The following is a 20,720-nucleotide window of genomic DNA, read 5'->3' on the forward strand; positions in this document are numbered from 1 at the left end:
TATAGATGAGTCGCAGGCGGGTGGAAAAGCCGGGGCGGGCGCCCCGGTTAGTGGATCAGAAGCGGGTGTCTACCGCATCCGCGAGCATGGCCAGCAACTGTTCGCTGTCGGACCAGCTCAGGCAAGGATCGGTGATCGACTGGCCGTAGGTCAGTGGTTGTCCTGCAACGATTTTCTGTGTGCCTTCGACCAGGAAGCTTTCTGCCATCACACCGGCAACGGCGACAGAACCGGCGCGGATTTGCTGGCAAACATTTTCTGCCACTTCCAGTTGGCGACGATGCAATTTCTGGCAGTTGCCGTGGCTAAAATCGATCACCAGTTGCTCCGGTAAATCGAATTCGCGCAGGCTGTCGCAGGCGGCGACCACATCGGTAGCGTGGTAGTTCGGCGTCTTGCCGCCACGCATGATGATGTGGCCATAAGGATTGCCGCTGGTCTGATAGATTGTCATCTGGCCGTGCTTGTCCGGTGACAGGAACATATGGCCGGCGCGGGCTGCACGAATGGCGTCAATCGCAATACGGGTGTTGCCGTCGGTGCCGTTTTTAAAGCCTACCGGGCAGGACAGTGCCGAGGCCATTTCACGGTGGATCTGGCTTTCGGTGGTCCGTGCGCCAATCGCGCCCCAACTGATCAAATCAGCAATGTATTGGCCGACCACCATATCGAGGAACTCGGTGGCGGTTGGCAGGCCGAGTTGGTTCACTTCCAGCAGCAGTCTACGCGCCATTTCGATCCCGCGATTGACCTGGAAGGTGCCATCCAGGGCCGGATCGGAGATCAGGCCTTTCCAGCCCACCACGGTGCGCGGTTTTTCAAAATAGGTGCGCATCACGATTTCCAGGCGATCCTGATAACGAATGCGCAGGGCGTTCAGTCGGCCGGCATAATCAATGGCAGCGTCAAGATCGTGGATAGAGCAAGGACCGATAACCACCAGGAGACGGCGATCCTCACCGGTCAGGATTTTCTCAATTCGCTTACGTGACGCTGTCACGTTGTCAGCGATTTCCGCCGAGATCGGCAACGTCTCTGCCAACGCTTGCGGCGTCACGAGGCTGTCGATGCGCGCGGTCCGCAGTTCATCTGTTTTGTGCATGATTTTCTCTAAAGACTTTTCTTCGCTGCGGCAGGAGTGCCGGGAAGTGATGGCGATCACAATAACGTAAAAACCGATGAATTCAACCGGAGAAACAGTGTTCTCTTGATCAAAGCCGCGAAAAAAAGCACAAAAAATATGGGCCGTGAGGAAATCATCAACAGATGGCAGGGGGCTTCCCCGCCATCAGATAATCAGAACATGCGACGGCTCATTCCCAGAATATCCAGAATTTTTGTCGAGATTTCTTCTACCGAATAATTGGTCGTATTCAGATAGCGAATTTGATTTTTGCGGAACAGCGCTTCAACTTCAGCGAGTTCCATGCGGCACTGACGGATAGAGGCATAACGGCTATTCTCACGCCGTTCTTCACGGATCGCGGCTAAACGTTCCGGGTCGATAGTCAGGCCGAAAAGTTTGTGCTGAAACGGCTTCAGCGCGGCAGGAAGATGCAAATTGTCCATATCGTCGGCGGTAAACGGATAGTTGGCGGCGCGAATACCAAATTGCATCGCCAGGTACAGGCTGGTGGGGGTCTTTCCGCAGCGAGACACACCGAGCAAAATCACCTGAGCTTGATCGAGATTACGCAACGAAATTCCGTCATCGTGTGCCAACGTGTAGTCAATGGCGGCAATACGAGCGTCATATTTCCCAAGGTTGCTGGCAGTCAGCCCGTGGGTGCGGTTCGGTACTGGGGTCGGTTCCACATCCAGTTCGCCCTGCAGCGGGCCAACCAGCGCTTGCACGATATCCTGGCAAAACCCTTCACTCTGAGTAATCACATTGCGCACTTCCGGCGAGATGATCGAGTAAAACACCAGCGGCCGTACGCCTGTATCACGATAAATCTCGTTAATCTGCTGACAGACACCGCGGGCGCGCGCTTCAGTTTCCACAAAGGGCAGCGTAAAGGTTGTGGCCGTCACCGGAAATTGCGACAACACCGCATGACCCAAAACCTCGGCAGTGATCGCCGTACCGTCCGAAATATAAAAAACGCTTCTTTCCACCCTAGGCTCCTTACCTGAAACAGTGACGCAATTATCACACCTGCTTATCCTTATCATGGGCTCCAGATAATCCAGCGGTAAAGGGGCGGGCAGAAAAATTGTGATAATGCGGACAGAGTCGGTCATTAATTCTGCAGGAAGAGGGGGTGATGACGGGTAAAAACTTCAGTGAAACACTATTTCAATTTTAATGAAAAGTTTGAGATTATTTCCCCTGAATAATTATTCTTCATTATGGTGTTATTTTGGCCTAAAGCATGGCAAAGAATAGGGTTTTTAAAACTGAAGTTTAAAAAATACTTAATTTGTTGAGTTTTAAGCTTTTAGTGCGACAGGGAACGATTCCACCGTCATTTTCCCTTTCAGGAAGTTTTCCTAAAATCCACTTTCTTCACCGGGTTGATCGATTCACCTTTCCATTTCCTATGGATCATTGTGCTAGTCTGATTCGGCACCGTTTTAGCGGCGCTGAGAAAGCAAGCGAATTAAATCCGTCTATACCCTACTGATAGCAATAAGGATTGTCTCGATGTCCAACAATGGCCCAGACTTGCGTAATGTGCTTTGGTACAACCAGCTCGGCATGCACGACGTTGACCGTGTCGGCGGCAAAAATGCCTCCCTCGGTGAAATGATCACCAATCTTTCCGATTTGGGCGTTGCCGTGCCAAACGGTTTTGCCACCACCGCGCAGGCGTTTAACGATTTCCTCGAGCAAAGCGGTGTTAACCAGCGCATCTATCAGTTACTGGATCAAACTGACGTTGACGATATTGCTCAATTGACCAAGGCGGGCGCACAAATCCGCCAATGGATTATCGACACGCCATTCCATGCGGAATTCGAGCGTGAAATTAATCTGGCTTATCAGCAACTGGCTGACGGCGAGCCGGAAGCGTCATTTGCCGTGCGTTCTTCAGCGACCGCAGAGGACATGCCGGATGCCTCTTTCGCCGGCCAGCAGGAAACCTTCCTCAACGTGCAGGGTATCGACGCCGTCATGGTGGCGATTAAGCACGTATACGCCTCCCTGTTTAACGACCGTGCTATTTCCTACCGGGTGCATCAGGGTTATGACCATCGCGGCGTGGCCTTGTCGGCCGGCGTTCAGCGCATGGTGCGTTCTGACCTGGCATCTTCCGGCGTTATGTTCACCATCGATACCGAATCCGGTTTTGATCAGGTGGTGTTTATCACCTCCGCTTTCGGCCTGGGTGAAATGGTGGTACAGGGTGCGGTAAACCCTGACGAATTCTATGTACACAAACCGACGTTGCTGAAAGGCAAACCGTCGATCGTGCGCCGTAACCTTGGTTCGAAAAAAATACGCATGGTGTATGCACCTTCGCAGGATCATGGCAAGCAGGTGCAAATCGAAGACGTGCCAGAACAGCAACGCAATCGTTTCTCTCTGACTGACGAAGAAGTGCAAGGTCTGGCACATCAGGCACTGCTGATTGAAAAGCACTATGGCCGCCCGATGGATATCGAGTGGGCCAAAGACGGCCATACCGGAAAGCTCTTGATCGTGCAGGCGCGTCCGGAAACAGTGCGCTCTAACGAGCAAACCATGGAGCGCTACCAGCTTAATGGTTCCAGCCCGGTGCTGGTGGAAGGGCGTGCTATCGGTCATCGCATTGGCGCCGGCCCGGTGAAGGTCATCCACAATATCAGCGAGATGGATCGTATCGAGCCAGGTGACGTTCTGGTGACTGATATGACCGACCCGGACTGGGAACCGATCATGAAAAAGGCCGCCGCAATCGTCACTAACCGTGGCGGTCGTACCTGCCATGCGGCGATCATTGCGCGTGAACTGGGCATTCCGGCAGTGGTTGGCTGCGGTAACGCGACCGATCTGCTGAAAGAGGGCCAACAGGTCACCGTTTCTTGTGCAGAAGGCGATACCGGCTTCGTCTACAGCGATATCCTCGATTTTGACGTGCAGAGTTCCGAAGTGACCGAATTGCCGGTTCTGCCGCTGAAAATCATGATGAACGTCGGCAACCCTGATCGTGCCTTTGACTTCGCGCGTTTGCCGAATGAAGGTGTGGGCCTGGCCCGTCTGGAATTTATCATCAACCGTATGATTGGCGTGCATCCGAAAGCGTTGCTGGAGTTTGATCAGCAGACGCCAGAGCTGCAAGCGGAAATCAGGACGCTGATGCAGGGCTACGACCATCCGGCCGAGTTCTATGTCGGCCGTCTGACGGAAGGGATTGCTACGCTGGGTGCGGCGTTCTGGCCTAAGCGTGTGATTGTGCGTCTTTCGGACTTTAAGTCCAATGAATACGCCAATTTGGTTGGCGGTGATAAGTATGAGCCGCACGAAGAGAACCCAATGCTGGGCTTCCGTGGTGCCGGTCGTTATGTTTCGGATAACTTCCGTGACTGCTTCGCGATGGAATGCGATGCGGTGAAACGAGTACGTAATGAAATGGGCCTGACCAACGTTGAGATCATGGTGCCGTTTGTCCGCACCGTGGCACAAGCAGAAGCCGTAGTTGCCGAATTGGCGCGCCAGGGTTTGAAGCGCGGTGAGAATGGCCTGAAAGTGATCATGATGTGCGAGATCCCATCCAATGCGCTGTTGGCGGATCAGTTCCTGGAACATTTCGATGGCTTCTCAATCGGCTCTAACGACATGACTCAGTTAACGCTGGGGCTGGACCGTGACTCGGGTGTGGTATCTGAACTGTTTGATGAGCGTAACGAAGCAGTGAAAATTCTGTTGTCGATGGCGATTCAGGCGGCGAAGCGTCAGGGTAAATACGTTGGTATCTGCGGTCAGGGGCCTTCTGATCACGAGGACTTTGCGGAGTGGTTGATGGATCAGGGCATTGATAGCCTGTCACTCAATCCGGACACCGTAGTACAAACCTGGGTTAATCTGCCTAAGAGAAAGTAATTCTCACACGCTGATTTATCCCTAGCCATAAAGCCGTAACTTTGTTGCGGCTTTATTATTTCTGAATGTAAATAGAAAGGGTGAAAGGAATAATAACAGTCAAAAAAAGAATAAAAAAAAGCCCATCATAGGAGACGGGCAAAGACTACACACAGCAATTCACATGTATGGCATTACATTGTTTGGAAATCTTGCTTTAAATCAGGTATTTGAAGCAATATATGGCAATCATACTAGATATTTAAACACCATTAGTCATTAAGAATCATCCTAATCAATATTCATATTCCCATTTATTTTTAACACGAGTGAATATTATTGGGCTGAAAAAAAGATGCATTTATTCGGTATGTTTAATGTGTGCTCAAAAGAAAGTCACGGCGGTGATTTTATTATAGTGATCGGTTAATTCAGAAAAGCTGGTGAGATGCAGGGGCGAGGGAAGATCTCTGCCCGGCAGCCCGGGCAGAGTTGAGAGTTACATTTGTTCCAGGTCTTTAGCGACCTCTTTCACATCGGCGGTGGGTTCTGGCGCTTCGCTCATCCAGGCCGTGAGCAAGCGATAGGATACCGCCAACACCACTGGGCCGATAAACAGGCCAATCATACCGAACGCCAGTAAGCCGCCAATAACGCCAGACAGGATCAGCAACATCGGCAAATCGGCACCCATGCGGATCAGTACAGGACGCAGCACGTTATCCAGCGTGGCAACCACACAGCTCCACACCAGTAGCACAGTGCCCCAGGTCGTGTCGCCGCTCCAGTACAGCCAGATAATCGCCGGCACCAATACCAGTAGCGGTCCGAGCTGGGCAACGCAGCAGATGAAGATCAGCACGGTTAGCAGCGTCGCGGCAGGAATACCGGTTACTGCCAGGCCAATGCCGCCCAAGACTGACTGCACCAGCGCTGTTACTACAACACCCAGCGCTACTGCGCGGATCGCCTGTCCGGCCAGTACCACTGCCGCATCGCCGCGTGCTGCACCGAGACGTGTCGCAAAGTGGCGGATACCCAGAGCAACTTGCTCGCCGCGAGCATAGAGTAAAACGCTAAACAGCAGCATCAATGTGCAATGTAACAAGAGGCGGCCAATATGTGCCGCTTGCGCGACAAACCAGGTCGCTGTCTGACCGAAGTAAGGCTGGACCTTTGCCACCAGGGCCGTTCCGCCTGCACTCACCAGCGTGTGGTAACTGGTGTAGATCTTATCGCCGATCATCGGGATCGATTGCAGCCAGGCCAGATCGGGAATATGCAATTTGCCAGGCGTGCTAGCCCAGGCAACAACGGGAGCGCTGTTGTCCACTACGCTGCTCACTAGCAGAGATATCGGCAGTATGAACAGCAGGATCAGCAGTATCGTCATCACGACCACCGCCAATGAACGTCTGCCCCAAAGTATTTTTTGCAATTTAATGAGCAATGGCCACGTGGCGATGACCACCATGCCAGCCCAGGCAAAGCCGAGAATAAAGGGTTGAATGACCCAAAAGCAGGCGACGATCATAATGGCGATAAACAGCACGCCAAAAATAATCCGTGGCAAATCGTATCGGGATTGCGGGATTGTCATGAATGAGTTCTCATCCTGGTAAGTTAACTCCTTGGGACCGTTTAATCATGGTGCATATTGGTCAAAAATTACAGGGCGGCGCACCTTTTGTTGCGGGCCAATCTGCGGCAGGGCAATTGCAATAATGTGCATGCCTTCACTAAACGAGTATGTTAGTTTTTATCTCTAATAAAAAATAGGGCGGGTCTGAATAAAGGCCTGATTCAGCGTTCATTAACGCATATAAAACAGACAGACAGGGTCAAAAATCGAATGATCCCACAGATTTCTCAAGCGCCCGGCCTCGTTCAGCGGGTGCTCGACTTTTTGGAAGCGTTAAAGCAAAACGGATTCAACGGCGATATCGCCACCAGCTATGCCGATCGGCTGACGATGGCGACCGACAACAGTATCTATCAGTTGCTGCCCGATGCCGTCGTGTTCCCTCGTTCAACTGCAGATGTGGCGTTGATTGCGCGTCTGGCGGCAGAGGAGCGCTTCAGTGCACTGACCTTTAGCCCGCGCGGCGGCGGTACCGGCACTAACGGCCAGTCACTCAACACCGGTATCGTGGTGGATATGTCACGCCACATGAACCGCATTCTTGAGATCAATGTGGAGCAAGGCTGGGTCAAGGTTGAGGCGGGGGTCATTAAAGACCAACTTAACCAGTATTTGCGTCCATTCGGCTATTTTTTCTCGCCGGAACTTTCTACCAGTAATCGTGCCACGCTGGGCGGTATGATCAACACTGACGCCTCAGGTCAGGGATCCTTGGTGTACGGCAAAACATCGGATCACGTGTTGGGCTTGCGGGCCGTGTTGCTGGGTGGCGATATGCTCGACACGCGCGCTATGCCGACGCCATTGGCGGAAACGATTGCTCACGAAGATACGGTTGAAGGCCGGATCTACCACACTGTGCTCAATAGCTGCCGCGATCAGCGAGCACTGATTCTGGAAAAATTCCCCAAACTTAATCGCTTCCTGACCGGGTACGATCTACGGCACGTATTTAGCGATGACATGCAAACCTTCGATCTGACACGTATTCTGACCGGTGCAGAAGGGACGCTGGCCTTTATTACCGAAGCACGGCTGGATATTACGCCATTGCCGAAAGTACGCCGCTTGGTGAATGTTAAATACGATTCGTTTGATTCCGCACTGCGCAACGCCCCCTTTATGGTGGAAGCCAAGGCCCTGTCGGTCGAGACCATCGATTCCAAGGTCCTGAATCTGGCACGTGAAGACATTGTCTGGCATTCGGTGAGTGAATTAATTACCAATGTGCCAGATAAAGAAATGCTTGGTCTGAACATTGTCGAGTTTGCCGGGGATGACAAGGTGTTGATCGACAGGCAGATGGAGGATCTCTGCCAGCGGTTGGATGAATTGATCACCGAAAAGCAGGGCGGTGTGATCGGCTATCAGATCTGTGGAGATCTGGTCGGTATCGAACGCATTTATAACATGCGTAAAAAGGCTGTCGGGTTGTTAGGCAACGCCAAAGGGCGCGCCAAACCTATCCCGTTTGCCGAAGACACCTGTGTGCCACCACAACATTTGGCCGATTACATTGTCGAGTTCCGCCAGTTGTTGGACAGCCATAACCTTAGCTACGGCATGTTTGGCCATGTGGATGCCGGCGTATTGCATGTGCGTCCGGCACTCGATATGTGCGATCCACAGCAGGAAGTGTTGATGAAACAGCTTTCTGACCACGTGGTGGCGCTGACTGCCAAATATGGTGGGTTACTGTGGGGCGAACATGGTAAAGGGTTCCGTGCTGAATACAGCCCTGAATTCTTCGGTGATCAATTGTTCATGGAGCTGCGGCGTATTAAGGCCGTGTTTGATCCGAACAACCGTCTCAACCCCGGTAAAATCTGTCCGCCGTTAGGTGTTGATGCGCCGATGATGAAAGTGGATGCAGCCAAGCGTGGCACACTTGATCGTCGTATCCCGGTTGAAGTACGCACTTCGTTCCGTGGTGCAATGGAATGTAACGGCAATGGTTTGTGCTTCAATTTTGATGTACGCAGCCCAATGTGTCCGTCGATGAAGATCACCGGTAGCCGTATTCATTCACCCAAAGGTCGGGCAGCGTTGGTGCGTGAATGGTTGCGTTTGCTGTCCGAGCAGGGTGTCGATCCACTGGTGCTGGAAAAACAGCTGCCGCAACAACGTCTCAGTTTCCGGACTCTGATAGAGAAAACACGCAATAGTTGGTATGCCGGTAAAGGCGAATATGATTTTTCACACGAAGTGAAAGACGCCATGTCAGGTTGCTTGGCCTGTAAAGCCTGTTCCACCCAATGCCCGATTAAAATTGACGTGCCGGGCTTCCGTTCACGGTTCTTGCAGCTATACCACACGCGCTATTTACGGCCGGCACGCGACTATATGGTCGCGGGTGTGGAGAGTTACACGCCGCTGATGGCGAAAGCGCCGAAAGTGTTCAATTTCTTCTTCCGCCAGCCCTGGGTTCGTGAGTTAAGCCGTAACACCATTGGCATGGTTGATTTGCCTATGCTTTCCAGCCCGACATTGCGTCAGCAGCTTTCCGGTCATGGTGCCATGACGATGACACTGGAGCAGCTTGAAGCGCTGAGCGTGGAAAAGCGTGAGCAGTATGTACTGATCGTACAGGATCCCTTTACCAGCTATTACGACGCCAAAGTGGTGGCGGATTTTGTACGGCTGGTGGAAAAACTCGGTTACCGACCTGTGTTGTTGCCGTTCTCACCGAATGGCAAGGCCCAACATATCAAAGGGTTCCTGACAAAATTTGCTCGCACGGCGCGCAAGACTGCTGATTTTCTCAACCGAGTGGCAAAGCTTGGCATGCCGCTGGTGGGGGTCGATCCGGCGTTGGTGCTGTGCTATCGCGACGAATATAACGAAATCCTCGGTGAGGCGCGTGGGGATTTCCAGGTACAACTGGTGCACGAGTGGCTTCAGCAACGGTTAGCTGAACGTGCAGAACAACCTGCGACGGGCGAAGCCTGGTATTTATTCGGTCACTGTACGGAAACCACGGCGTTGCCGGCAAGCGGCCAACATTGGGCGTCCATCTTTGCGCGCTTTGGTGCAAAGTTGGAAAATGTCAGCGTCGGTTGCTGCGGCATGGCGGGGACTTACGGGCATGAAGTGAAGAACCTACAGAATTCACTCGGTATTTATGAGCTATCATGGCATCAGGCATTACAACGTCTGCCGCGGCAACGTTGTCTGGCGACCGGTTATTCCTGTCGCAGCCAGGTCAAACGTATTGAGGGTAACGGTGTAAGACACCCATTACAGGCACTTCTGGAGATGATTGAGTGAAACTGTGGAAACGAGAGACGACGCTGGAACAATTAAACCAGGCCGGTGAAGGCTGCATGGTCAGTCATGTGGGGATCCAATTTACCCGACTAGAGGACGATTACCTCGAAGCGACTATGCCGGTTGATCAGCGCACCCGCCAGCCGTTTGGCTTGTTGCACGGTGGTGCATCGGTAGTACTGGCAGAATCGATGGGATCGATGGCCGGTTACCTGTGTAGCGAAGGGGAACAGAAAGTGGTGGGGTTGGAGATCAACGCCAACCATCTGCGGGCGGTATTTGAAGGCCAGGTGCGTGGCGTGTGCCGTGCGCTGCATGTGGGCCGTCGTCATCAGGTGTGGCAGATAGAAATCTTCGATTCACGTGATCGTCTGTGCTGCACTTCACGCCTGACCACGGCCATTATCGACTAAGTTTACCCCGCAGGTAGCCTTACCTGCGGGTATTTTTGCCGTTCAGTCAGCTCATAGCTGAAACGGTACCCGCTTAACGAAGTCTTTCTGGAAGGCATTGGCCTTCTCCCAGGTACCTTCCATCGCATATTTCTGACAGATTAAGGTCAGAGTATGACGGGCAAAATGATAGCTCTGAACCCGGAACAGCTGACAACGCTGTGGGTTGTTGATTTCGACAATCAATCGGTTATGCAGTTTGCTCAACGCATGCAGGTAGCTTTCATCATCACCGTTCTCCAGACACAGATTGGCCATATTCAGGCTGACACTGTTGTAGCGTTTCAGATGGTTGATATTGCACTCCGGCCGTTTAAGTGACGCTTCCGCCATGTAGAAATCTACCGTGGCGTCGCGCACGCTGAATTTATAGTCATCAATTTTGCCCAGCAGCCACGCATTCATCGAGATATTCATTTGCCCGCGCTCAATTAGAATTGAATGATAATCATTATCATATTTATTGGTGCGTTCGTGATCAATCATTCTGTTGAAATTTTTATCGTCAGCAGGGGATGCATTAGGGTTGCGGCAACCCAACATAGTCAGTAGCGACTAAACTTTAATCAGAGAGAACCGCGTTTGTGGGGATGGACTGAAAGGCAAAAGGGCGGGAAATGCAGTTAATTGTCGATAAACGCATTTTTAAGACAGACAAAATTCAGAAATAGGTATTTTCTATGAATGTTTAAATCGACATTAAAAGCCCGGCTCTGTAAAGCGTTCGAGCCAGCGGGTAAGGGTTATGGTGTGACAGGATGTACTGTAAATTCATAAGGATAAAATGATGCCATTTCTCACCGGCAGCGTCTGACGCGCTGACTGTCCCACGCCGTTGCCGCACGGCGAAGCAAAAATCCGGGCTTTTGGCGGATAACCCCGCAAAACAAACGGTTGAAGTGATAATCGTTATCACTAACATAGTAGCAACCCAGATTGGCTGTGGTAAAACACGAGTGTGAGGTAGGCCATATGCAAACGGAAAATGTCGGCACTTTTTCTCTGGACGAAAATGTCTGGCAAGGCATTTTACTCAGTGACAACGCCGTACAACAAATAACGAAACTAATGCAGCAGGATCCACAAGTGAAGGGGCTGCAACTCGGGGTGAAGCAGTCAGGCTGCGCCGGGTTTGCCTATGTGCTGGATCTCACCCGTGCACCTGCTGACGACGACCTGCTGTTTGAGCGCGATGGCGCCAAATTGTATGTGCCGTTGAAAGCCATGCCGTTTATCGATGGCACCACGGTAGATTTTGTCCGTGAAGGGCTGAATCAGATATTCAAATTTAATAACCCTAAAGCTCAGCATGCCTGCGGGTGTGGCGAGAGTTTTGGCGTTTGAGCGATGCAATCAACATGACACGAAGCAATGTAGAAATGCCTAATGAAGTGCAGGCTTGGGTCAGCGAAGGTCGCTACAAAGAAGGTTTTTTTACCCAACTGGCCACTGATGAGTTAGCGAAGGGCATCAATGAAGACGTGGTGCGCGCCATCTCGGCCAAGCGTAATGAGCCTGAGTGGATGCTGGAATTCCGCCTTGAAGCGTACCGCGCCTGGCTGCAAATGGAAGAGCCACACTGGCTAAAAGCAAACTACGACCGGCTGAACTACCAGGACTACAGCTATTACTCAGCGCCGTCCTGTGGCAGCTGTGATGACGCTTGCGGATCGCAGCCCGGCGCTGAACAACAACCGGGCGCGCCGACAGATAACAACTACCTAACCAACGAGGTTGAACTGGCATTTAACCAGCTCGGCGTCCCTGTGCGTGAAGGCAGTGAAGTCGCGGTCGATGCGATCTTTGACTCGGTTTCGGTCTCGACGACCTACCGCGAAAAGTTGGCGGAAAGCGGGGTCATTTTCTGCTCGTTCGGTGAGGCTATCCACGAATATCCGGACCTGGTGCGTAAATACCTCGGTCGCGTCGTACCGTCCAACGACAATTTCTTTGCCGCGCTGAACGCGGCCGTGGCCTCCGACGGTACCTTTGTCTATGTGCCGAAAGGCGTACGTTGCCCAATGGAATTGTCGACGTATTTCCGCATCAACGCTGCTAAAACCGGCCAGTTCGAACGCACCATTCTGATCGCCGACGAAGGCAGTTATGTCAGCTATATCGAAGGCTGCTCGGCTCCGGTCCGCGACAGTTACCAGCTGCATGCAGCAGTAGTAGAAGTGATTCTGCACAAAGATGCCGAAGTGAAATATTCGACTGTGCAGAACTGGTTCTCTGGCGGTGACAGCAAGGGCGGCATCCTGAACTTTGTGACCAAGCGTGCGTTGTGTGAAGGTGCGGGGTCGAAAATGTCATGGACTCAGTCGGAAACCGGCTCGGCGATCACCTGGAAATACCCTAGCGTGATTCTGCAGGGTGATAATTCTATCGGTGAGTTCTTCTCGGTAGCGTTAACCAGCGGTCATCAACAGGCCGATACCGGTACCAAGATGATCCATATTGGCAAGAATACCCGGTCAACCATCATTGCCAAGGGTATCTCTGCCGGGCATAGCGAGAATACCTACCGCGGCCTGGTGAAGATCCTGCCGGGAGCAGAAAACGCGCGTAACTTTACCCAGTGTGACTCGATGTTGATTGGGCCGGACAGTGGGGCCCATACCTTCCCGTACGTTGAAGCGCGCAACAACAGTGCCCAGTTGGAGCATGAAGCTACGACATCAAAAATTGGCGATGACCAACTGTTCTATTGTTTGCAGCGCGGCATCAGCGAAGACAATGCTATTTCGATGATTGTTAACGGATTCTGTAAGGACGTGTTCTCTGAGCTGCCGCTGGAGTTCGCCGTCGAGGCGCAGAAGTTATTGGCTATCAGCCTGGAACACAGCGTGGGCTAAACGCCGGATTTACAGCGCGACAGCGCGATCTAAGGACACTGCATGTTAAGTATCAAGAATTTAAAAGTCAGCGCGGAAGGCAACGAAATCCTCAAGGGATTGGACCTGGAGATAAAACCGGGTGAAGTGCATGCCATCATGGGGCCGAATGGTTCAGGCAAAAGCACGCTTTCGGCAACGCTGGCAGGGCGTGAAGAGTACGAAGTGACCGAAGGTGAAGTGACCTTCAAAGGTAAGGATCTGCTTGAACTGGCTCCGGAAGACCGGGCGGGTGAAGGGGTATTCCTGGCGTTCCAGTATCCGGTAGAGATCCCTGGTGTCAGCAATCATTTCTTCCTGCAAACCTCGGTCAACGCAGTACGTAAATACCGCCAACAAGAACCGCTCGACCGCTTCGACTTCGCTGATTTTATTGAAGAAAAAATTGAATTATTGAATATGCCGCCTGATTTGCTGACCCGCTCGGTCAACGTCGGTTTCTCTGGCGGTGAGAAAAAACGTAATGACATCCTACAGATGGCAGCGCTGGAGCCGGATCTCTGTATTTTGGATGAAACCGACTCTGGTTTGGATATTGATGCGCTGAAGATTGTCGCTAACGGTGTTAACTCGCTGCGTGATGGCAAGCGTTCGTTCATTATCGTTACGCACTACCAACGTATTCTGGACTACATCAAGCCGGACTACGTTCATGTTCTCTCTCAGGGGCGCATCGTCAAGTCCGGCGATTTCTCTCTGGTGAAACAGTTGGAGGAGCAGGGTTATGGCTGGCTTACCGACGAACAATAACGCGCGCGCGCTGCAACAACTGTATAGCCTGTTTGAAGCACGCGGTGGTGAGCACTCTGCCCATGCATTGGCGCACTGGCAACAGGCTTTGCGCCTGGGCTGGCCGACCCGCAAACATGAAAATTGGAAATACACCCCGCTGGAAGGTCTGCTTGAACAGCAGTTCCTTGAGCCGCTAGTGGAGCAAGTCACGGCCGCTCAGTTGGATGCGCTGGCGCTGGAGATCGACGCTTATCGACTGGTCTTTGTTGACGGGCGATTTTGTGCGGCGTTGAGCGACAGCGACCTGGGTGTTTATCAGTTCGACATTGCACCCTACGGGACGCTACAGGCGCTACCCGAACCGATCCAGCCCGAGATTTTCTTGCATCTGACGGAAAGTCTGGCGCAGGAAACCAGCATTATTCGCGTAGCCGCCGGTAAAATCGCGGCGCGGCCGCTGTACCTGCTGCACATCAGCAGCGGACGTGGGGCTGAAGGTGAGGTTAATACCGTGCATCATCGGCATCACCTGGATATCGCGCGTAATGCGCAGGCCGAGGTGATAGAGCATTATGTCAGTCTGAACGAGGCTGCACATTTCACTGGTGCACGTCTCACCGCCAACATCGCTGATAATGCCCAATTTCACCATTGCAAGTTGGCGTTTGAGAGTCAGCCGAGTTACCACTTCGCTCATAACGATCTAGTGATTGGCCGTGATGCGCGGGTGAAGAGTGACAGTTTCCTTTTGGGTGCAGGGCTAACACGGCATAACACCAGTGCACAGCTTAATGGTGAAGGCTCTAATCTGGTGATCAATAGCCTGGTATTGCCGGTCGGTAAAGAGGTGTGCGACACCCGTACTTACCTTGAGCATAACAAAGGCTATTGCGAGAGCCGTCAGTTGCACAAAGTGGTGGTCAGCGATCGCGCTAAAGCGGTGTTTAACGGCATGATCAAAGTGGCTAAACACGCGATTAAAACCGATGGGCAGATGACCAACCATAACCTGTTGTTAGGTAAGGTGGCGGAAGTGGATACCAAGCCGCAATTGGAAATCTACGCCGACGATGTGAAGTGCAGCCATGGGGCTACCGTCGGGCGCATTGATGAAGAACAGCTGTTTTATCTGCAATCGCGTGGCATTGACAAGCATGCAGCGCAGCAGATGATCATCTTTGCTTTTGCCGCTGAGCTGACTGAGGGTATTGGTAACGATACTCTCCGTGAATCGGTGCTGGCACGCATTGCACAGCGCCTGCCGGGGGAGGCAGCATGAGTTTTCCGATTGAACGGGTACGCAGTGAATTCCCGCTGTTGGCGCGCGAGGTCAACGGTCAGCCGTTGGCTTACCTCGACAGCGCTGCCAGTGCGCAAAAACCGCAGTCGGTGATCGATCGTGAGCTGGATTTTTATCGTCATGGCTATGCGGCGGTACACCGTGGGATCCACTCCCTGAGTGCTGAGGCGACGCAGGATATGGAAGCCGTGCGTGAAAAAGTGGCGACGTTTATCAATGCCGCTTCGGTTGAAGAAATTGTGTTCGTTAAAGGCACTACCGAAGGCATTAACCTGGTGGCTAACAGCTTTGGCCGTCATTTCCTGCAACCCGGTGACAGCATTATCATTACCGAAATGGAGCATCACGCCAATATCGTACCTTGGCAGATGCTGGCGCAGGAACGTGGGCTAAATCTACGCATCTGGCCGCTTCAGCAAGATGGCACGCTGGATCTGGCGCAATTGCCTGGTCTTATCGACACGTCCACCAAATTGCTGGCGCTGACCCAGGTTTCTAATGTGTTGGGGACGGTGAACCCAGTGCAGGAAATTACGGTACTGGCGAAGGCTGCGGGTCTTAAGGTGTTGATCGACGGAGCACAGGCCGTGATGCACCAGCAGGTAGACGTACAGGCACTGGATTGTGACTTCTACGTGTTCTCTGGCCATAAGTTGTATGGACCTTCCGGTATTGGCATTCTTTATGGCAGGCAGGCCCTATTGCAGCAAATGCCGCCGTGGGAAGGCGGTGGCTCGATGATTCAGCAGGTCAGCCTGACACATGGCACAACGTATGCTGAGCCACCGTGGCGCTTTGAGGCGGGTTCACCAAATACCGCAGGCATCATGGGGTTGGGTGCGGCGATTGATTACGTGAATGCGCTGGGGCTGGCAGCGATTGGTGATTATGAGCAATCTTTAATGCATTACGCTCTGGAAGCCTTGCAACAGGTGCCAACACTGAAAATTTACGGCCCGGCAGAACGCGCCGGTGTTATCGCCTTCAATCTGGGGGAACACCATGCCTATGATGTTGGCAGCTTCCTGGATAAGTATGGTATCGCCATTCGGACCGGGCACCATTGCGCGATGCCATTGATGGCATTCTATAATGTACCGAGTATGTGTCGCGCTTCATTGGCGCTCTATAACACGCGTGATGAAGTGGATCGGCTGGTGGCCGGGTTACAACGCATCCAGAAACTGCTGGGATAGGGCGATCGGCGTGTGTGCTCCGCCGAGTGAATGAAAGGCTGTTGTATGAGACATGGGGTCGGCATGCCGACCCCTAAATTATTGAAAGGATCCTCATGGCGAACTTGCCGGACAAAGATAAGTTGGTGCGTAATTTTTCCCGTTGCCTTAACTGGGAAGATAAATATCTGTATGTCATCGAACTGGGTGCGAAGCTACCGGCGCTGGATGACTGTGAGCGTCAGGCGGAAAACCTGATTTCCGGTTGTCAGAGTCAAGTGTGGATTGTGATGCAGCTTGACGAGCAAGGGCACGTTGAATTTCACGGTGACAGCGATGCGGCGATTGTCAAAGGACTGCTGGCAGTGGTGTTTATTCTTTATCACCAGATGACGCCAGAGCAGATTATTGCATTGGATGTCCGCCCGTTTTTTGCCGAATTGGCGTTGAGCCAGCATTTGACACCTTCGCGCTCGCAAGGGTTGGAGGCAATGATCCGTGCTATCCGCGCTCAGGCTGCCAAGCTCTGACGTGCTGTAAGACTCATTGATACGTTGTGTTTCCTTGTGTCAGTGAGTCTTTACAAAGACCTGCCTACCTCTCTATTCATCCCGCAAATTAGTGACATATCAGCAGCTTACCTATTGACGTTATGTTGACAAATGCACAAAGCGATTACGTTATAACATGTTGATTTTTAGAGGACTTATTGCCTTTGACGTCAGCATTGCTAGTATTAATCAGGTCTTGTCTGATTTACCCGCGGTCAGGCGCCAGATAGCCTTGTGGCCGAACCGTAATAAGCATAATAGGGATGATAATGAAACGTGCGTTGAGTTTAATGGGCATGCTGTTTGCCACCGTACTGACCGGCACCCAAGCCGCCAGCGCGAGCGAATACCCGCTGCCACCACCAGACAGCCGCCTGATTGGCGAAAACACCACTTATACCGTACCGAACGACGGGCGTCCGCTGGAGGCCATTGCGGCTGACTATAAGATTGGTCTGCTGGGTATGTTGGAAGCCAATCCTGGTACAGACCCGTTTTTGCCAAAGCCGGGAACGGTATTGACCATCCCGACCCAAATGCTGTTGCCAGACACCAAGCGTGAGGGGATCGTGGTTAACCTGGCTGAGCTGCGTTTGTACTACTACCCGAAAGGTGAAAATAAGGTCATCGTTTATCCTATCGGTATCGGTCAGACGGGGATGCATACGCCGTTGCAAGTGACCTCCGTCAGCCAAAAAATCCCGAACCCGACCTGGACACCGACAGCCAACATCCGTAAACGCTATCAAGAAAAAGGTGTGACGTTGCCTGGCGTGGTTCCGGCCGGTCCTGAAAACCCAATGGGGTTGTTCGCTATGCGTTTGGCGATGGGGCACGGTGAGTATTTGATCCACGGTACCAATGCTAACTTCGGTATTGGCATGCGCGTGAGTTCCGGTTGTATCCGCTTGCGGCCAACCGATATCGAGGCGCTATTCAATATGGTGCCGCGTGGCACGCGAGTTCAAGTGATCAACGACCCGGTGAAAATTTCCGTTGAGCCGGACGGTAAACGCTATGTCGAGGTACATCAGCCGTTGTCGAGAGTCGAAAGCGATGATCCGCAAACCATGCCGATTACACTGTCTAAAGCCGAAAAAGCGTTTGTTGGCGATGCACAGACCGATCAGGCAGTGTTCGATAGTGCGGTTGTACGCCGCTCTGGCATGCCGGTACTGGTTAACCTTGGTCAGAACCCATCTGATGTTAGTTTAACGCCTGTAGCCTCACAGGAAGCGAATAAGGGCCTATTCAAGGGCGCACCTATCAGCTCGGTGAATTAAAACGCGGTTATAATGGATATTACAGAGGGGTTCAGCATGCTGAGCCCTTTTTTTTCGCCTGGTGGTAAGAGGGGACTCATCGGGGGAGCGACAGGCAAAAAAAACGGCGCACAATGTGCGCCGTTTTCATTAACCGAAGCTAACTTACTTTTTGTAAGCGTGAGCTTGGTTGTCCAGGCGCTGGTTAGCACGTGCTGCGTCGTCTTTAGCTGCTTGAACGTCAGAACGGATTGCGTTCACGTCGTTGCTCAGCTGGTCAACTTTAGCGTTCAGAGTCTGAACGTCAGAAGACAGTTGATCGATTTTAGCATTGCTAGAGCAGCCTGCCAGCAGAGTGGAACCCAGGATTACCGCGCCCAGTACCAGTTTAGTACGATTCATTATAACACCCTCTAGATTGAGTTAATCTCCATGTAGCGTTACAAGTATTACACAAACTTTTTTCGAAAGAGAATAATTTTTTTGTATTGGAGTGCTTTATTTTGATCGTTCGCTCAAACTTGCATCTTCTTTTGAGAAATAGTTAAAAAATGTAGGGAAAACAGCCGGATTCCATGGGACAACTCCGATTTATAATTAGCCAAATAATGAGCAATCGATGGTTGCGTTTTTGAGAAAATAGTTTACTACTGCTAAAAAAAACGCCGCAAAGCGGCGTTTTTGACAAAAGAATTATGTCACGTTTTATATTAGAGCACGTGAACCGAGGCAGTATTGGTGGTGCCACTTGGTACCAGGGCACCAGAAACCATCACCACAACGTCGCCTTTTTGTGCAAGACCGCTGGCCAACGCCGCTTCTTTACCAATGCGGTAGAAATCGTCGGTAGAGGCGATTTCCTTAACCATCTGTGGAATCACGCCTTTGCTCAGAATGAGCTGGTGAGCGGTGACTTCATTGGTGGTCAACGCCAGGATCACTGCGTTAGGGAAGTATTTACGCACGGATTTGGCTGATTTACCGCCGCTGGTGGCAACAACGATCAGTGGCGCATCCAGTTTTTCTGCGGTTTCAACAGCACCACGGCATACTGCTTCAGTGATGCGCAGTTTGCGGTTGTCATTCAGGCTGTCGATACGGCTTGGCATTACGCGATCTGTGCGCTCACAGATGGTCGCCATGATGGTAACGGCTTCCAGTGGGTACTTACCCTTGGCGCTCTCACCTGACAGCATGACAGCGTCGGTACCATCCAAAATGGCGTTAGCAACGTCGCCAGCTTCTGCGCGGGTAGGGCGCGGGTTTTTGATCATTGAATCGAGCATCTGCGTTGCGGTGATAACCACTTTGCGTGCACGATTACATTTTTCGATCATCATCTTCTGCGCGAAGATCACTTCTTCTACCGGAATTTCCACACCCAGATCACCACGAGCAACCATGATGCCGTCAGACGCTTCGAGGATCTCGTCGAAGTTGTTCAGGCCTTCCTGGTTTTCGATTTTAGAGATGATCTGGATTTGCTCACCACCGTGGGCTTTCAGGTGTTCACGGATTTCCAGCACGTCTGAACGTTTACGGATAAAGGACGCAGCAACGAAGTCCACACCTTGTTCGCAGCCGAAAATCAGATCGCGTTTGTCTTTTTCTGCCAGTGCAGGCAACTGAATAGAAACGCCTGGCAGGTTAACGCCTTTGTTCTCGCCCAGGTCACCGCTGTTCAGCACCTTACAAACCACTTCGTTTTCGGTCACGTTGGTGACTTCCATGCCGATCAGACCATCGTCTACCAGCACGGTGTTACCAATTTTTAGGTCAGCACTAAAGCCTGCGTAAGTGACTGCAACACGTTCGCTGTTGCCGATAACGCTCTGATCGGTGGTGAAAGTGAAAGTCTGACCGGCAACCAGTGCAGCGTCTTTGCCGCCTTCCAGTTTCATGGTGCGGATTTCCGGGCCTTTGGTATCCAACAGGATACCCGCGTTCTGACCGGTTTTCGCCATCACGGCGCGCATGTTCTTGATGCGGTTGCCGTGCTCTTCATAATCACCATGTGAGAAGTTCAGGCGCATTACGTTCATGCCGGCATTCAGCAGGTTGGTCAGCATTTCTTCCGATTCGGTTTTTGGACCGATGGTACAAACAATTTTGGTCTTTTTCATGACGGATTTTTCTACAAGTTGTGATGGATAAAGAAACGAATAAAACCAGCGGTCAGGCCACTGATAAGGGATTTGAGTCGTGCCTGGTGATGCAAAACACAGTTAAGGATAGGTGACCAGAGTCGAAATGGGGCGGAAAAATTCAGCCCGCGCCGGGATGCGGGGATGCTGCGCAACGTGATGAGGTGAAAATGTGTTGTTATTGCGTTTTCGCAGATCAAGGGCTGAAACCATTCAACTGAAAGACGTTGCGCATTATAAAGGCTAAGCGGCGGGAAACAAAATAAAAAACCGATGCTAAATCGCGGAACCGTCAA

General features: G+C 51.9%; 16 protein-coding genes and 1 other RNA gene. 10 read left to right on the forward strand and 7 right to left on the reverse strand.

Translation table 11 applies throughout. The features are described 5' to 3' along the window. Positions 1–55: 55 nt before the first annotated feature. Together SGBXF1_RS10870 and ppsR are read right to left on the reverse strand one after the other, a co-directional pair. Entirely contained in the window at positions 56–1,102 is a 1,047-nt protein-coding gene (locus SGBXF1_RS10870; protein WP_130380442.1) for a 3-deoxy-7-phosphoheptulonate synthase, read from the reverse strand. Between the two features lie 194 nt (positions 1,103–1,296). Continuing rightward, positions 1,297–2,118, reverse strand: a complete 822-nt coding sequence (gene ppsR / locus SGBXF1_RS10875; protein ID WP_037418633.1) for a posphoenolpyruvate synthetase regulatory kinase/phosphorylase PpsR — start codon at positions 2,116–2,118, stop codon at positions 1,297–1,299. Positions 2,119–2,647: 529 nt separating this feature from the next. Between ppsR and ppsA the strand changes: the two genes are divergently transcribed. Beyond that, positions 2,648–5,026, forward strand: coding sequence for a phosphoenolpyruvate synthase (gene ppsA, locus SGBXF1_RS10880; protein ID WP_186428357.1), 2,379 nt, complete (start codon positions 2,648–2,650; stop codon positions 5,024–5,026). Between the two features lie 110 nt (positions 5,027–5,136). Here the strand turns inward: ppsA and rprA are convergent. Next, positions 5,137–5,247, reverse strand: an RNA gene (gene rprA / locus SGBXF1_RS10885) — antisense sRNA RprA. A gap of 257 nt (positions 5,248–5,504) precedes the next feature. After that, complete coding sequence (ydiK, locus tag SGBXF1_RS10890; RefSeq protein ID WP_186428358.1) at positions 5,505–6,605, reverse strand: AI-2E family transporter YdiK; 1,101 nt, start codon at positions 6,603–6,605, stop codon at positions 5,505–5,507. A 252-nt stretch (positions 6,606–6,857) separates the two neighbouring features. Here ydiK and ydiJ point away from each other — a divergent pair, with 252 nt between their 5' ends. After that, positions 6,858–9,914: a D-2-hydroxyglutarate dehydrogenase YdiJ gene (gene ydiJ / locus SGBXF1_RS10895; protein WP_186428359.1), complete on the forward strand. Its 3,057-nt coding sequence runs from the start codon at positions 6,858–6,860 to the stop codon at positions 9,912–9,914. After that, positions 9,911–10,327, forward strand: a complete 417-nt coding sequence (gene menI, locus SGBXF1_RS10900) for a 1,4-dihydroxy-2-naphthoyl-CoA hydrolase (RefSeq protein WP_037418647.1) — start codon at positions 9,911–9,913, stop codon at positions 10,325–10,327. Before ydiJ ends, menI begins: the two co-directional genes overlap by 4 nt. A gap of 51 nt (positions 10,328–10,378) precedes the next feature. Here menI and SGBXF1_RS10905 read toward each other — a convergent pair whose 3' ends face one another. Further along, positions 10,379–10,783, reverse strand: coding sequence for a hypothetical protein (locus SGBXF1_RS10905; RefSeq protein WP_037418867.1), 405 nt, complete (start codon positions 10,781–10,783; stop codon positions 10,379–10,381). A 555-nt stretch (positions 10,784–11,338) separates the two neighbouring features. Here SGBXF1_RS10905 and sufA point away from each other — a divergent pair. From sufA to SGBXF1_RS10940, 7 genes are all read left to right on the forward strand, one after another. Continuing rightward, entirely contained in the window at positions 11,339–11,710 is a 372-nt protein-coding gene (gene sufA, locus SGBXF1_RS10910; protein WP_037418650.1) for a Fe-S cluster assembly scaffold SufA, read from the forward strand. A 14-nt stretch (positions 11,711–11,724) separates the two neighbouring features. Next, entirely contained in the window at positions 11,725–13,221 is a 1,497-nt protein-coding gene (sufB, locus tag SGBXF1_RS10915; protein ID WP_037418869.1) for a Fe-S cluster assembly protein SufB, read from the forward strand. A gap of 42 nt (positions 13,222–13,263) precedes the next feature. After that, the gene (sufC, locus tag SGBXF1_RS10920) at positions 13,264–14,010 is read left to right on the forward strand and encodes a Fe-S cluster assembly ATPase SufC (RefSeq protein WP_037418653.1); all 747 of its coding nucleotides are present in this window, start codon (positions 13,264–13,266) and stop codon (positions 14,008–14,010) included. Next, complete coding sequence (gene sufD / locus SGBXF1_RS10925) at positions 13,985–15,271, forward strand: Fe-S cluster assembly protein SufD (RefSeq protein ID WP_186428360.1); 1,287 nt, start codon at positions 13,985–13,987, stop codon at positions 15,269–15,271. Before sufC ends, sufD begins: the two co-directional genes overlap by 26 nt. Next, positions 15,268–16,488 (forward strand): cysteine desulfurase SufS, encoded by a 1,221-nt coding sequence (gene sufS, locus SGBXF1_RS10930; RefSeq protein WP_037418659.1) that lies wholly within the window; start codon positions 15,268–15,270, stop codon positions 16,486–16,488. The genes sufD and sufS overlap by 4 nt, the downstream gene beginning before the upstream one ends. A 95-nt stretch (positions 16,489–16,583) precedes the next feature. Next, the gene (gene sufE / locus SGBXF1_RS10935; RefSeq protein ID WP_061807551.1) at positions 16,584–16,997 is read left to right on the forward strand and encodes a cysteine desulfuration protein SufE; all 414 of its coding nucleotides are present in this window, start codon (positions 16,584–16,586) and stop codon (positions 16,995–16,997) included. A 290-nt stretch (positions 16,998–17,287) separates the two neighbouring features. Further along, a complete protein-coding gene (locus tag SGBXF1_RS10940; protein WP_037418666.1) occupies positions 17,288–18,301 on the forward strand; it encodes a L,D-transpeptidase family protein in 1,014 nt (337 codons plus the stop codon). A 144-nt stretch (positions 18,302–18,445) separates the two neighbouring features. On the opposite strand, the gene SGBXF1_RS10945 is transcribed toward SGBXF1_RS10940, so the two are convergent. Beyond that, positions 18,446–18,682, reverse strand: coding sequence for a major outer membrane lipoprotein (locus SGBXF1_RS10945; protein ID WP_004943717.1), 237 nt, complete (start codon positions 18,680–18,682; stop codon positions 18,446–18,448). Positions 18,683–18,990: 308 nt separating this feature from the next. Further along, the gene (gene pykF / locus SGBXF1_RS10950) at positions 18,991–20,403 is read right to left on the reverse strand and encodes a pyruvate kinase PykF (RefSeq protein ID WP_186428361.1); all 1,413 of its coding nucleotides are present in this window, start codon (positions 20,401–20,403) and stop codon (positions 18,991–18,993) included. Between the last annotated feature and the right edge of the window lie 317 nt (positions 20,404–20,720).

This window comes from Serratia grimesii, from assembly GCF_900186025.1.
GTDB classification, from domain to species: domain Bacteria; phylum Pseudomonadota; class Gammaproteobacteria; order Enterobacterales; family Enterobacteriaceae; genus Serratia; species Serratia grimesii.

Excerpts from the sequence above, each read along its gene's own strand:
- SGBXF1_RS10870 (WP_130380442.1), bottom strand. The coding sequence starts at position 1,102 with ATGCACAAAACAGATGAACTGCGGACCGCGCGCATCGACAGCCTCGTG.
- ppsA (WP_186428357.1), top strand. The coding sequence starts at position 2,648 with ATGTCCAACAATGGCCCAGACTTGCGTAATGTGCTTTGGTACAACCAG.
- ydiK (WP_186428358.1), bottom strand. The coding sequence starts at position 6,605 with ATGACAATCCCGCAATCCCGATACGATTTGCCACGGATTATTTTTGGC.
- ydiJ (WP_186428359.1), top strand. The coding sequence starts at position 6,858 with ATGATCCCACAGATTTCTCAAGCGCCCGGCCTCGTTCAGCGGGTGCTC.
- SGBXF1_RS10905 (WP_037418867.1), bottom strand. The coding sequence starts at position 10,783 with ATGAATATCTCGATGAATGCGTGGCTGCTGGGCAAAATTGATGACTAT.
- sufA (WP_037418650.1), top strand. The coding sequence starts at position 11,339 with ATGCAAACGGAAAATGTCGGCACTTTTTCTCTGGACGAAAATGTCTGG.
- sufB (WP_037418869.1), top strand. The coding sequence starts at position 11,725 with ATGACACGAAGCAATGTAGAAATGCCTAATGAAGTGCAGGCTTGGGTC.
- sufC (WP_037418653.1), top strand. The coding sequence starts at position 13,264 with ATGTTAAGTATCAAGAATTTAAAAGTCAGCGCGGAAGGCAACGAAATC.
- sufD (WP_186428360.1), top strand. The coding sequence starts at position 13,985 with ATGGCTGGCTTACCGACGAACAATAACGCGCGCGCGCTGCAACAACTG.
- sufS (WP_037418659.1), top strand. The coding sequence starts at position 15,268 with ATGAGTTTTCCGATTGAACGGGTACGCAGTGAATTCCCGCTGTTGGCG.
- sufE (WP_061807551.1), top strand. The coding sequence starts at position 16,584 with ATGGCGAACTTGCCGGACAAAGATAAGTTGGTGCGTAATTTTTCCCGT.
- SGBXF1_RS10940 (WP_037418666.1), top strand. The coding sequence starts at position 17,288 with ATGAAACGTGCGTTGAGTTTAATGGGCATGCTGTTTGCCACCGTACTG.
- SGBXF1_RS10945 (WP_004943717.1), bottom strand. The coding sequence starts at position 18,682 with ATGAATCGTACTAAACTGGTACTGGGCGCGGTAATCCTGGGTTCCACT.
- pykF (WP_186428361.1), bottom strand. The coding sequence starts at position 20,403 with ATGAAAAAGACCAAAATTGTTTGTACCATCGGTCCAAAAACCGAATCG.